General features: G+C 67.9%; 6 protein-coding genes. 5 read left to right on the forward strand and 1 reads right to left on the reverse strand.

The window, feature by feature from the left end:
• Positions 1–9 precede the first annotated feature (9 nt).
• The 4 genes from WMF39_RS42380 (at position 10) to WMF39_RS42395 (ending at position 9,289) form a co-directional block, all read left to right on the forward strand.
• On the forward strand, positions 10–2,508 hold the full coding sequence (locus WMF39_RS42380; protein ID WP_437742129.1) for a DUF5682 family protein: 2,499 nt from the start codon (positions 10–12) through the stop codon (positions 2,506–2,508).
• A gap of 79 nt (positions 2,509–2,587) precedes the next feature.
• Positions 2,588–4,255, forward strand: a complete 1,668-nt coding sequence (locus WMF39_RS42385; RefSeq protein WP_437742130.1) for a VPA1262 family N-terminal domain-containing protein — start codon at positions 2,588–2,590, stop codon at positions 4,253–4,255.
• Positions 4,252–7,686, forward strand: coding sequence for a hypothetical protein (locus WMF39_RS42390; RefSeq protein ID WP_437742131.1), 3,435 nt, complete (start codon positions 4,252–4,254; stop codon positions 7,684–7,686). Before WMF39_RS42385 ends, WMF39_RS42390 begins: the two co-directional genes overlap by 4 nt.
• Complete coding sequence (locus WMF39_RS42395) at positions 7,676–9,289, forward strand: hypothetical protein (protein WP_437742132.1); 1,614 nt, start codon at positions 7,676–7,678, stop codon at positions 9,287–9,289. Before WMF39_RS42390 ends, WMF39_RS42395 begins: the two co-directional genes overlap by 11 nt.
• Positions 9,290–9,379: 90 nt before the next feature.
• Here the strand turns inward: WMF39_RS42395 and WMF39_RS42400 are convergent, their stop codons facing one another.
• The gene (locus WMF39_RS42400; protein WP_437742133.1) at positions 9,380–10,336 is read right to left on the reverse strand and encodes a hypothetical protein; all 957 of its coding nucleotides are present in this window, start codon (positions 10,334–10,336) and stop codon (positions 9,380–9,382) included.
• A gap of 588 nt (positions 10,337–10,924) precedes the next feature.
• Here WMF39_RS42400 and WMF39_RS42405 point away from each other — a divergent pair.
• The gene (locus WMF39_RS42405; RefSeq protein ID WP_437742134.1) at positions 10,925–13,810 is read left to right on the forward strand and encodes a type VI secretion system Vgr family protein; all 2,886 of its coding nucleotides are present in this window, start codon (positions 10,925–10,927) and stop codon (positions 13,808–13,810) included.
• The last annotated feature ends 16 nt before the right edge of the window (positions 13,811–13,826 follow it).

Below are 13,826 nucleotides of genomic sequence, written 5' to 3' on the forward strand. Positions count from 1 at the left end.
AGGGACCCGATGGACCTCGACCGGCTCGCCGCCGTGCACCTCTTCCCGGTGCGCCACCACTCGCCGCGCTCCAGCGCGACGCTGCGCGCCTACCTCGACGAGGTGCGCCCGAAGGCGATCTTCGTCGAGGGCCCGAGCGACGCCACCCCGCTCCTCGAGGCGCTCGTCGACCCGAAGACCGTCCCGCCCGTGGCGATCCTCGGCTACCGCACCGACGGGGAGCCCGCGTCGTCCCTGTGGCCGTTCGCCGCCTACTCGCCCGAGTACGTCGCGGTGAAATGGGCCTTCGAGCACGGCGTGCGCGTCGAGCTCATCGACATCCCCGTCGGCACGACGCTCGCCCCCTTCGACGGCGCCCTGGTCGGCCACGACGACGCCGACGATCCGGGCGGCCACGAGCGCGAGATCGACGAGGACCGAGGCGAGCACGGTGAACACGGCGAGCCCGGCGAGCACGGCGAGCACGCGGACGACGGCGGCGCAAGGGACGGCGGCGACGGCGAGCCCGCCAGCGCGGAGGGGGAGCAGGAGAGCATCTATGCGGCGTGCGCGCGCGCCCGGGGCTTCCGCTCGTTCGAGGAGTTCTGGGAGGCCTCGTTCGAGGCGCCCCGCTACGATCCCGGGCCGTTCCGCGAGGCCCTGCTCGCGTACGCGGACCTCGTGCGCAGCGACGGGGACCGGCTGATCCACCGGGCGCGCGACGCCTACATGGCGCGGAGCATCCTCGAGCGCATGGGGCCGGACCTCGCCCCGAACGAGGTCGCGGCCGTGCTCGGCGCAGCGCACGCGGCGGCGTTCGCGGCGCGCGACGTCGATCCGGCGCTGGAGGCGCGGCTGCCGGCGCCGATCCCGTGCGCCGTGACGCTCATCCCGTTCAGCTTTCCGCGGCTCTCCGAGCAGCTCGGGTACGGCGCGGGCAACCGGGCGCCGCAGTATTACCAGCGCGCGCACGACGCGGGCGGCGACTTCCGGCGCGCCACCCTCGAGGTGCTGATCGACTTCACCGAGCACCTCCGCCTCCGCGGCTTCATGGCCTCGCTCGCCGACACCATCGAGGCCTTCCGCCTCGCGGTCTCGCTCGCCGAGCTCCGCGGCAAGGCGGAGCCCGGCCTCGACGAGGTGCGCGAGGCGACGATCGCCACGATGTGCCGCGGCGACGCCACGCACGTCGACGGCTTCCTCTGGCCGGCCGTCATCGGGCGCAACGTGGGCCGCGTCGGGGGCGGCATCGGGAAGAACTCGCTCCAGGAGGAGTTCTGGCGCGAGGTGCGCGAGCGCAGGCTCCCCGCCACCGACGCGCCCGAGTCGTTCCGGCTGTCGCTCACGAACGAGGTCGAGGTCGGGACGAGCGTGCTCCTGCACCGGCTCCGCATCGCGAAGATCCCTTACGCGGCGTACGCCGGCACCCGGGCGGCCGGGCGGGGCGGCGCGGGCGCTCGCGGGCAGCGGCGCGGGCCCTCGTCGACCACGGCGAGTGAGGTGCCGCCGGACGAGCTGCTCCGGCAGCTGAGCGAGACGTGGGAGGCGCAGTGGACGCCGGCGACCGACGTGGCGCTCGTCGAGAAGATCGTCCTCGGCGACACGCTGGAGCAGGTGGCGACGCGGCTGCTCGAGGAGGACCTCGCGGCGTGCCACACGACCGGCGAGGCCGCCGACGTGCTGCTGAACGCCGTGCTCGCGTCGAGCGCCCGCGCGGCGGCCTCGGCGCTCGACGCGTGCGACAGGTTCGCCGCGGGCGACAGCGATCTGCCGTCGCTCGCCCGGGCGTGCCGCGCCTTCGCGGGGCTCGCGTCGTTCGGGTCGTCGCGCTCGCTGTCGTCGCTCGGCGACGGGGTGATCGCGACGATGCTGGAGAAGACGTTCGCGCGCGCTGTCCTGCGCGTCCACGGCGGCTGCACGGGCAGCGACGAGGCGGTCGCCCCGGCCAAGGAGGCGCTGCGCACGCTGCACGACGTGGCCCTGTCGCAGCCGATCGTCGACCGCGCCGCGTGGTTCGAGGCGGCGCGGGCGCTCGTGGACAGCGACGCGGTGAACCCCACGGCGTCGGGCCTCGCGTGCGGGCTGCTCTACCTGGCGCAGGTCATCGATGACCGAGGGGACCGCGAAGGCGGATCCCCGAACCACGATGACGCGGTGGCGCGGATCGTCGGCCTGCGGCTCGGGAGCGCGGCCCCGCCCGAGGCGGCGGCGTCGTTCCTGGCCGGCTTCCTCGAGGTGAACGCGCTCGTGCTCGTGAAGAGCCGCCCCGTGGTCGAGGCGCTCGACGCATTCCTCGGGGGCATCCTTCCCGAGCGCTTCAAGGACACGCTCCCGGTCCTGCGGCGCGCGTTCGCGGCGCTCGGCGCGACCGAGCGGCGGTACCTGCTCGAGAACGTGCTCGCCTCGCGGAAGCTCGGGGACAAGGCCCGCGCGGCGCAGGCGGTGCTCCTGGAGAAAGACCGCGAGAAGCTGAAGGAGATGAGCGAGGACCTGTCGCAGGCCATGGACGACCTGGACGACCTGCTCTGACGCGGGGCTGTGACCGCGGCGCGCCCCGCGCCGCCCTGGTTGCGCGGCCGGCCGCCGCCGGCTCATGATGCAAGCGGATATGGCAATCCAGGAAGTGACCGCCCAGCCGTCCCATCCGCTCGCAACGCTCGAGAGCGACTACGGCCACGCGGTCGTCCACCTCGCGTGGGACCTGCATAAACGAACCAAGGAACGGGTGCTGCTATTCGGGCTGGTCGAGCTCCTCCCTGCGGAAGTGCCGCCGCCCACCGACGACGGCGAGCAGGTCCGTGAGCTCAGAAGGAGCGAACGCCGCGTGTACGTGCGCCACACCGTGATGCCCGCCGGACGAGCACTGGAGTGGTATCTTCGCTGCCGAGGCGGGGACGCGGTGCTACCGACGGACGATGGAACGCTTCCGGCTCCAGGCGACGAGCAAGCACGACGACTGCGGCTGCTCGATCTCGGGGAAGAGCCCCCATGGCCGAGCCTTGCGCTTGCAGTGGAGCAACAACAGGAAGCGCCTTTCGTCCCCACGTGGCACGGACAGCCACGTATGCACCATATGATTCCCTTGATCGACTTCGACTTAAAGACGCTCTGGCCACGTGAAAACGAGTGCCGCAACGCGGTCGAGTTCCTGTCGGAGCGGCTTCACTTCGATTTGGACGACTACCCGGAACTCTGGGGCTCGGTACACCTCATGGCACCCAACCCACGCTTCCGGAAGATGGAGGGAAGACGGCTGTCGGCGAGCACGGAGCACATCGGCCGGATGCTCTACCGCCTACACCCACGAGCGGGAAAGGACCTTACCGGCCTGGAGCTCGCCGTCGACGAGCAGCGGGCTTCGGGTGAGTGCTCCACGGCGAGAGTCGCCCTCGAAGCGCCTCTCGTCCGCATGACGTTCAGACATAGAATCGGAAGATTCCGAGAGACGATTCGCGATCCGCTTCGCGGCCTACTCCACACGCGCCACACCGTCGTCCTGGCTGGCGTAACCGGAAACCTCTCTATAGGCGAAAACCGCAAGCGTGTTGTCCCGGTTCCAGCGACGCCCCGACGAGCCGCCGAGGAGTATGAGGTTCCGACACTCAGGACTGAAGGCTTCACCATCAAGATCGGCTCGGCGCGGGGGCCGCATGTCCCCGGAGCCGAATCCCGCATTTGGGCGGCCCAGCGCGCCCGTAAGGCGCAGGATGCAGTCCGGAGCCTGAGCGAGCGATTGTTCGACGATGACGTCCAGGAGGCGACTGACATCCTCCGGAGCCTCCTCAATGAGGCGACGAGAGAGGTCCTCATCATCGACCCCTACTTCGCCCGCCCAGAGCTGGTCAGATTTGCCCTGGCCGTAGGGCAGATCGACGCACCAATCTCGATCCTCACATCCGCCGAAGTGCTCAAAGCGATGGACCCTTCCTCCAATAACATGGAGAAGGGGGACGTACTCCACGCAGAAATCGAGAACTTGGCGACGCAAAAGGATATCAACACGTTCAAGATCCGCGTCATGCCAGGCGAACGCCCGGTCATCCACGATCGCTTTCTAGTGGTGGACGACCGCATTTGGCTCCTGGGTTCATCCTTCAATGAGTTCGCATCGCGCGGCACCATGATCATCTCGCTCTCGCACCCGGAGCTCGTGCGTGACAAGCTCCGCCAAGCCTGGAACGACGCAGAGGAACTCGCTTCGTGGCTCCACGAGCGGCACGCATCTCGAATTATAAAATCACCGATCAGCTCGACGCCGCAGGAGAAGGGCTCATGAGCGCGCCGTGGCTCGGCAAGGCGACAGAGAAGCAGCGAGCGCCGACCGAAGGCGATGAACGCACTGCTGTGCTCAGGCGCGCCGCAATGGATCTCTCGTCAGGCCCCGTCGACGTCACGGCGTTGATGCACGTGTACCATGGCAGCGAAGGCCTACCCCGTAATGCGCTCATGGCGTTCGAGGACGCGTTCGTCGACGCCGTACTGGCCCAGCCCGCTCGACACCGCGCATGGATTGACGCCCTGCGGTCCGCCATCACGACGTGTACTGCCACCGCGCACACGCTCGCAGATGAACGCCTGGATTCACGCGACCGAGAGGCGCTCGAAGCTGAGGCTCGGCACTGGCAGAATTTGCGTGATCCGTTCCTCGTGTGGGAAGCTCGAAGGTACGACGGCCCCCTCAAGGATGCGGGGGGGTTCGAGTTCGATGTCCTCTTACGGCTTGATCGAACGGCGTGGCTCGAGGCGCTCGACGCGCTGCCATGGCCCAGCTTGATGTGGAACACCGTCTGGCTGTCGGACATCGCTTCAAATAGGGAGCTCCTCATAGAGCTCATCCGAGCCGCTCCGCCCGTGTTCGATGAGGAGGGTCGATGGACCCGCAGCGTTGCCCTGCTGCTCGTGGCGGAGCTCCTCCGAATGCACGCCGATCTCCTCGACGATCAGGGCACGCGAACCCAATGGTTGCGCGAGGCGTATGGCCTGCTCCTCACCCGCCCAGATGGCGCGACGATCGCGTGCGGGCTGCTCGCCGATTTGTCGGCGCAGCATCTGAGCAACGTCGCGAGACAACGCCAAGGCGATGAGTCCACCTCGAACGTCGCGTTGAAGACGCTGGTGGAAAGCTTAGCACACAGTGGCGTCCGGGTGGCTTTCCTTCATCGCTTCTGGAAAGAACGCGAGGCGCTGACGCAGCGCGAAGTCCGTGATGGCTCGGCCCGACGTTCCGTGCATGCCCGCTCCTTCCAGAAGCCTGCGCACGTCGGCGAGGGCCGTCGGCAGCTCAGCTACAATGCCTTTCCCCTGCTCTACGGCTCTGCCCGCGTGCTCGACGCTGCCGATGCTCCCCATGAGGAGCTGGAAGGATACTGGGCGTGGCTCGTCGAGATCCTCGACGGTCGCGCCCCCGGCCTCTCGAGCGCGGCGATCTGGTCGCATGGGGATGAGGCCGTGCAACCGCTTGCTCGGCTCCTCGCGCGCCTCCCCGCCCCGGCCACTGCGTGGCGCGTGGCCTATGCGCGCCTCGAACCACAACGACGCCGGAGCCAGTTCCTCGTCCGTTACGAGGACCATGACAGCGACGAGCCGAGTCTCATCCTCGTGCGCATCGGTCTGTTCGCCTGCGCGTTCCTCGGGGCCGCGGAGGACGCCGCACAACCAGGAGCAGGCCTCAACGCGTTCTTCTGGACTATCTACGATGCAGTTCGACGCCTGTGGTTGACCGCGGCAGCCGATCCTTCCGACTCAAGAAAAAAGCTCGTGGCGACGTGCTTCGCATTCATGCCCACCGTCTTCGGGAATGCCTTGAAAGATGCGTTGAAGCGCGCCGCTCTCCCGATCGCCACCGAGCCGTGGCTCGTCTGCTTGGCAGCGCACCACCTCACGCAGAACGGCGTTGAGCCACGTCGGGTCGCCGAGTTCCTCGCTGCTGCGGGAGCGGATTTGGCGTGCGGCCTCCAGGACGTCTTCACGTGGGCCTCCCTTACCGGGGTGAAGGACGATTTCCTCCCGGCATTCAAGACGCTCGCGGGCGCTATCGATCTGACACTGCCCGACGAGGTGTCCGAGACCGCCGAGCAACGGCTCGCCCGCCACGAAGCACTGTTCGTCCAGCGAGTCCCTTGGGGCAAGGACATGCTCAACCGCCTGCAGAGAGACGGCTGCACACCGGTCAAGATTGAGCCTTTGAACGAGCTCAGCACCACATGGCTCATCCAGGCACGCGCGTCGGAACAGCTCCGCGAGACGTTCGCACTAGCGCCCGAGCTACGGATCCTGGCAGCCACCGGGGGCTTCGACGGTCGAGACATCCTCCGGGCGGCGGAGTATCCTGCGGGTGCCGGCGAGATCGATCCCGATCTGCTGCTCATCGCAACCGAGCGCAGGGACCTCACCGAGCGCCTCCCGTTTCTGCCCGGTCCTTGGGGGCAGCGGATCCCCTGGGTTCCCGTGGAGAATGTGCTTCCACCACTCATCGAGTCGATCCGCCTACATGCGCGCGACTTCGACCTTTTTAGCCGCGTCGATCCCGTCCACGGACGCGCCTTGATGGGCCGTGAGGATGAGATCTCGCGCCTCTCGTCCCACCTCCTCCGCGGTGACGCCGTGGGCCTCTTCGGGCTGAGCAAGGTCGGCAAATCCTCGCTCCTTCAGGCCGTGGCGGAGCGCTTCGATCCCGTCGGTGCCCCGCAGGCGCTCATTCACTTCACGCCCGCGCCCGAGGAGGGTGCGCTGGTTCAGGCGCTGGTGGTCGCGCTGGACGTGCAGAACATCGCCGATGTGCAGCATCCCGCAGGACAAGGGCTCGACAAGCTGCTCTTCGTCATGGTCGAACAGTTGCGCGATCGGCTCCTTCGGGCAGCCCCCCACGCCGTCTTGCCCGAGCGTCAAGCCGATCTGCTGGACGACTTCGAGCGCCTGCTCCAACTCGCGCTCGCCATCCAGCCTCTGCCTATCTGCTTCATTCTCGATGAATGCGATCTGCTCTTCGAGGACCACCTCGGCGAGCACGGCATATGGCGCATCGAGAAGTTCTTCGAGCGGCTACGTCGAATCGCGCAGCACACTCAGCGCGTCTCGCTTGCCTTGGTCGGGCGAGACCCAGGACCGCTCCTGCGCTCCGACCGCGGAGCGGCAGACAACCCCTTGCGCTCCTACTGCGAGATCTCCTGGCTGGGCCCGCTTCGACGCGACGAGAGCGACGATCTCCTCACGCGCCTCTGCCTCCGAGTAGGTCTCACCGTCGGGTCGATGACGAAGGAAGCCGCTTGGGCGTCAACCGGCGGATTCCCGGTGCTACTGCGGCAGTACGGCTCGGCCCTGCTCGAAGTGGTGAAGCGCGATCAGCCTGATAGCCAGCACGTCGTGCACACGGATGTTCTCTGCGCGGAAGCCGCGATGTTGGTCCGGCAGCGCGCTCTGGTGCTCGAGGCCGGACGCGAGGTTCGCGCCTTGCTGGCGAGATCTTCGCCGCCGGCGCTGGGGCTCTTTCAGGAGCTCACCGCACCGAGCACCAAGGACCCGGGTAAGGTCGTCGCGGCGCACGACGGCTGGGAGGGAAGCGCGGCGAAGCATCTCCAGCGCTATGGCCTGCTGACCGGCAGCGCAGAGATGCCTCGGATCCCGGAAGCGCTCCGACCGCGTGGCGCACATGCGCCGCCAGTGCGCACGCGTGCGGTGCAGCGGCGGAGGGCGCGCCATGGCGCATGAGCACAACCCCTATCGCTTGGGTGAGGACATCGAAGTCGTCGTGCCGCGCACCGACCTGCTGCGCGAGGTACAGCAGGAGCTGATGTCGGGAGGAGGGCTTGGATACCTGCTCGGAAGCTGGGGCGTGGGTAAGAGCGTCTTCCTCGCCCAGCTGCACAAACAGCTCCAAGGTATCCCGGGCGTCCAGTCGCTCTTTTTCCGCGAGCCACCGATGTTCAGGACCATCGATGCGCTCTGCCGGAAGCTGGTTGATGCGCTCCTTGTGGATGTCCCCGTCGAACAAGGCAGGCTCGAGCCTCTGCGCCAAGATCTCTATCTGCTCGCCGAGCCTCTTAAGGTTATCGAGAGGTACCAGAATGACGTGAAGCCCGATCCGCATGTGCTCGTGCTGCTTTACGATGAGCTGAACGACTACGTTGATCCGTCAGGCTTCGGGCGAGAGTGGTTCAAGCGGATCGAGAGCGCCAGAAAGGCGCGATCCGCCCGCCTCAAGGTCTTCGCCACGGGAGGCCTAGGGGTCTTCGACATAGGGGAATCGTCGGCCTCCCCCTTCCTCTCACGCGCGCGCCGGTTCATCATGCCGGCGTTCACGCGAGACGAGTTACGCGCGTTATCTTCACCTCTCTGGGAGAGGATGGGTGTCATGGTCGATGACGAGATCATCGATCATATCCTGCTGCACTCGGGAGGGAACGCCTACCTCGCACAGTACGGTCTCCACGAGCTATGGGAGCGAGACTCCATTCGCATCGAGGACGTCGTCGAGATCTATGGCGCCTTCAGAGAGAGGCGGCCGGATTTCGTACGCCGTTTCCGCCGAGCGATCGCGGACGTGAGGCTGTCGCGTCTGCCCATGAGGTTCTGGGACGTCATCTTGCGAGGCGGCGGCAAGCTCCGCCGACGAAAGGTGGATGAAATATTTGCAACTGAGGAGAACCCGCTTCAGTTCGAGATCCTGGACATCCTCCATCTGCTCCAGTCCGCAGGCCTAATCCGGGTCCTGTCGGCCGCCGACGCCGATCCCATCCTCGTCACAACGATCCCCAGCATCCTCAACTTTGAGCCCCGGCGCGCCCGCAAGAGCAAGCCGACGCTCCGGAAGCAGCTCATCGCCGACCTGCTCGACATCCTCGTCGTGGTGCGCTCCATGGCGCTCGACATGTTCAGGCAAGGCGGCGAGCTCGTGCAGGAGAAGCTGTTCTCTGCGCTCATCACATCGAACCTGATTTCCCGGGGGTGGAAGGCCGTACGCGAGGACAGGCGCAGTACGGGATTCGCCGACGTCAGAGCGACGCACGACGATTTCCCATCCGAGCATGCCATCATCGAAGTCAAGCGCTGGGCTCGTGATTTCAGGATTCACCAACAAGTATTGGACTACAAATACGACTCCACGACCGCGCTGGCGGCGGTGATGATCAGCAAAGCGCAAAACGGCGACTGGCGAGAACAGTACAAGCAGCGATGTCTCACGAAAGAATGCCAGGTGAGGGACAGCGAGTGGATCGAGTGCAAAGGCCCGCTCCGTGGCTACTATCGCGCTAGATCGATCGACGGCCCCGAGGTCGACCACTTCCTGCTACAGCTGCCGCGGCGTCGTTGAGCTCTCCTGCTTACATGGCCACCTGTGTAAAAGCACATCGCTACGGGCGCGCGCCGGGGCCGTCCGGCCGGCCAGCGGGGCTCGCTCGCCTCACTCCTCCCGGCCGGCCCGCGACCAGCCGCCGATGTTGAGGTCCGGGTGCTCCGCCAGGAAGCTCTGCATGCCGGGCGGCGGGGACACCCACGCTGCGAGGCGCGCCGGCGCCTTCTTGGCGGGCACCACCGCCGAGCGCGTGTAGGAGCTCCACGCGCCGTCGCCGCAGGCATAACACGCGGCGCGCGCGAGCTTCGCGGCCACCCGGAGCGCCCCCCGCGCGTCGTAGGCCGGCGCGATCTGCACGAGCTCCGGCGCATCCTCCTCTTGCCGGGCGGCCTCGGGATCGGCCTCGTCCTCGTCGAGGAGCGCCTCGGCCTCGCCCTGCAGCGCCGGCACGCCGGACACCTCGGCGAGCAGGTCGACGATCGCCCCCTTGTCGGCGTCCCACACCGTGAACCCCACGCCCACGAAGCCGTGTGCGCCGCACGCGTAGCTGTACGTCCGCTCCTCGATGAACAGGTACGGCCCGACGCTCCCGATCGCCTCCGCCTCGTGCTGGATCACGTTGCTCCCATCCGCGTCCGACGGTGCGATCACCTGCTGGCGCGCGCCCGTCCCGCGCAGCACGAGCTCCGCGCGGTTCGCGGTGCCCTCGCCCGGCTCGCGCGTCTCCTCGGGCCCGAACTCGCAGGCCGAGGTCTCCACCTTCACCTCGCGCACCTCCCAGCGCCACTCCCCTCGACCGGTCGCCACGACGATCCCGGGCTCCTCGCGGATCACCGCGCCTTCCTCGGTAAGGTGCCATGTCCGAGGCGGCCCATCGCCCGTGCGGCCCCAGACGAGGAGCTCCCCGCCGAGCGCGGCGCCCTCAGCGCCCTTGGACTCGGACGAACGCGGGGCAGGCGGGTGCGGGACGTCGAGGGAAACGGGAAGAGCCGACTGCGGGCGGGCGGCGCAGCCGGAGATCAGCGCAAGCAAAGCGATCGACGTGGCGAGTCGGGGGCGCGGCATGCCGGCCGGAGGAGCACGGCGCGTGCCGCAGAGCGCTGTCAGGAAAGGCCGCGCCGCGCAGGAGGCGGGTGTCTCCGCAGGCCCACACCGCGTGGCAGCCAGGAACCATCATGGCCCTTCAGAGGGCGGGATGGGTCGGCCACGTCGCCACGAACGCGCTCTCACCCGGTCAATGGCTCGCCGGGCGAGGACGATCCGCGCCCCAAAGCGAGAGCGATCGTGCTCGAGCAGTTCATCGAGCAGGGGCGCAAGCAGGGGATGGCGCAGGAACGATCGAGCTGTACGAAGCGCGGTTCGGCCCCATGCCGCCAGCGCTGCAGTCCGCCGTGGAAGCCATGCGCGACCTGCCGACGCTCCGGAGGTGGCACCTGCTCGCCGGAACCGGGACGCGTGAAGCCGTGCACGACGCCATCTCCGCCGAGCCTGCCGGGCGCTCGTCCTGAACCACGCCTGGCTCGATGTCCTCGGAAAGACCGGCACCATGACGTCCGACAGCAGTATCCTCCCCGAGGAACGCCGGGCGCACCCCGGCGCGCCGGGCAAGGACTAAGAACGGGCATCCTTCCACTCTGACATCTAGAGGCCTTCGTGAAAGACATCCTCTCCGCGCGCCTGGACTCCGGCGCATTCCCCGCCGGCAGCGTCGAGCTCGTGGAGCTCTCGGGGCATGAGACGCTGGCGCAGCTCTTCGCGTTCGAGATCCGGGTCGTGTGCAAGGATCCGGGCGGGATCGACGAGGAGGCGCTCCTCACGGAGCCCGCGGCGCTCGTCTTTTCCCGGGGCGGACACGAGGAGCGAAAGCTCTTCGGGATGGTCTCCGTGGTCAACGACGCGCTGCACACCGAGACGATGCGCCTCGGCTACTCGCTCACGTTCGTGCCGCGCGCCTGGAGGCTGAGCCTCACCGAGACGTCGGAGATCTTCATGGATCTCACGGTGCCGGAGATCATCAAGAGAAAGCTCGAGCGGGCGGGCCTGTCGGAGGCGGACGACTTCGAGCTCCGGCTCAACGGCTCCTACGAACCGCGCGAATACGTCGTACAGTACCAGGAGACCGACCTCCAGTTCGTGTCGCGCCTGGCGGAGCACCTCGGGATCTCCTTCTTCTTCGAGCACCAGAGCGGTCGCGACGTGATCGTCTTCACGGACGACAACAGTGGTTTTCACCCGATCGCGGGGGACGAGCACGTCCCGTTCTACGCTCGCGGCGATCGGATAGGCGTGCACCGGTTCGAGGGGACGACGCGCACGATCCCGAACCGGTACGTGGTCAAGGACTACAACTACAGGACGCCGCACCTGCCGCTCATGGCGACCGCCACCGTCTCCGGCGCGGCGGGCGGCGATATCGTCGAGTACGGGGCGCACTTCAAGACGCCGGACGAGGCGCAGCAGCTCGCCCGGATCCGCGCCGAGGAGCTCCGGGCGACGCGGCGCGTCTTCGCGGGGGCGAGCGACGTGCAGGTCCTCGGCGCCGGCGCGCGCTTCACGCTGGAGGGGCACCCGCGCGGGGACATGGAGCTCTTGCTCGTCGAGGTGCGCCATCGCCTGCAACAGGCGGCGCTCGGCACGGGCACGGGGCACGAAGACGCGTATGCCAACGAGTTCCGGGCGATCCCTTTCAAGACGGCGTACAGGCCGCCTCGGGTCACGCCCAAGCCGCGGGTGCACGGGGTGATCACGGGCGTCGTCGAGGCGGCCGCGAAGAGCAAGTACGCCGAGGTCGACGAGACGGGCCGCTACCATGTGCGGTTCCTGTTCGACACGAGCGACGCGAAGGAGGGGCGAGCGTCGAGGCCGGTGCGCATGGCCCAGCCCCACGCGGGGCCGGGCTACGGGTTCCACTTCCCGCTGCGGAGCGGGGTGGAGGTGATCCTGACGTGCATCGACGGCGATCCGGACCGCCCGATCATCGCCGGCGCGGTGCCGAACCCGCAGACGCCGAGCACGGTGGAGGCGAAGAACGCCAAGCGGAACGTGATCAGGACGGGCGGGGGGAACGAGATCAACATCGACGACACCGAGGGCGAAGAGCGCATCAAGATCTCGACGCCGTACGGGGGCGCCTGCCTCCAGCTGGGAGCGCCGAACACGCCGGAGTCCGGCGCCGCGATGACGACCACGGACGCTTACAGCCAGGTGGCCAGCGCGGGCATCAACACGGTCACCACCGTCATGAACTCGGTGGCCAGCACGATGTCGTTCTTCGCCGCGGCCGACATCACGAACTTCGCGGGGGTGTCGAACGTCCTCAGCCTTGGCGACAAGATCGAGAGCGTCTCTGGGAACCTCCTGGCGACGGCCAAATCGGTGCTCGACCTTCCCAAGAAGTACGAGGCCACCGAGCAGGCGAAGCTGGACGAGGAGGTCGTGCGGACCGAAGAAGCGGCGAAGCGGCTGGAGGAGGAAGCGGTCCTGTCCGGCGCGGCGCTCCCCTCGCCCCCTCCGATGGTCCAGGGCCCGGACGGGATCGAGCGCCCGATGACGCAGGAAGAGTGGAATGAACAGCTGGCGGTGTCCGATCAGCGCGTCCCTGAGGCGCGCGCGGCGGCGCAGAGCGCGAAGAAGGCCGCCGAGGCGAGGAAGAAGGCGTTCGAGGCCGATGAGACCAACGTCGCGCTGAAAGGGGTCGGGAGCGCGGTCGACTTCGCCACAGCCGGGCACGCTGCCATAAAGGGTGGGCGCGCCCTCATCAGCAGCGCGTCCAAGCTGATGAAATCCGCCGGGGACAAGTCGGCCGCGGCCGTGGTGAACGGGATGTCCGTCGGCGCGACCATGGCGGCGAGCCCGGGGCGTGTACCGAGCCCGGTAAAGGCCGTCAGCTCGCCGAGCTGCACCAACGCCGCCCTCGGGACGTCGGCGGTCATCGGGCTCGCGAACGCGTTCGTGTGCGGTTCGTCGAACGCCGTGCTCGCGTCGGGCGGCGGCACCGTCGTCACGGGGGCCGCGACCGCGGTGCTCAAGTCTCCCGGCGCGGTCGAGATGGCGAGCGGCGTCAAGGCGTTCATCACATCGAGGCTTGTCGACATCCGGGCGACCGCCGCCATCGCCATGCAAGCGGCCATCCTACGCATCGAAGCCGCCTCCAGGGCCCTTATCCAGGCGAAGGCTCTCGACATCGATGTCGAGAGCAACTTGGACGCGCGCGTCACCGGCAACACCAGCATCAAATCGGTCGGCTCCGTGAGCATCAAGGGCGGCTCCGCGCTCGCAGGGGAGGCGGCGAACGTCTCCTTTCATGGCACGAAGGAAGCTGAGCTCAAGTCGGGCGGTTGGTCCGCCACGCTGAAATCGGGGCAAGCGAGAATCGGCGGTCCGGCCTCCGGGTGCACGCTGACGAACGGCTCGGCTGTCCTCAAGTGTGGCTCGATGGTGACCTGCACGAAGGACGGCGTGAAGGTCGAGGCGCCCTCCGTGGAGCTCAAGGGAAGCGGGAGCATTCGACTGAACGGCGCGCGGATCGACCTCGGCTGAGCTGCCTGGAGGGTCG

The organism is Sorangium sp. So ce1504, from assembly GCF_051521635.1.
Lineage (GTDB): Bacteria > Myxococcota_A > Polyangia > Polyangiales > Polyangiaceae > Sorangium > Sorangium cellulosum_B.

Coding starts and splice junctions, on each gene's coding strand:
- WMF39_RS42380 (WP_437742129.1), top strand. CDS start 10: ATGGACCTCGACCGGCTCGCCGCCGTGCACCTCTTCCCGGTGCGCCAC.
- WMF39_RS42385 (WP_437742130.1), top strand. CDS start 2,588: ATGGCAATCCAGGAAGTGACCGCCCAGCCGTCCCATCCGCTCGCAACG.
- WMF39_RS42390 (WP_437742131.1), top strand. CDS start 4,252: ATGAGCGCGCCGTGGCTCGGCAAGGCGACAGAGAAGCAGCGAGCGCCG.
- WMF39_RS42395 (WP_437742132.1), top strand. CDS start 7,676: ATGGCGCATGAGCACAACCCCTATCGCTTGGGTGAGGACATCGAAGTC.
- WMF39_RS42400 (WP_437742133.1), bottom strand. CDS start 10,336: ATGCCGCGCCCCCGACTCGCCACGTCGATCGCTTTGCTTGCGCTGATC.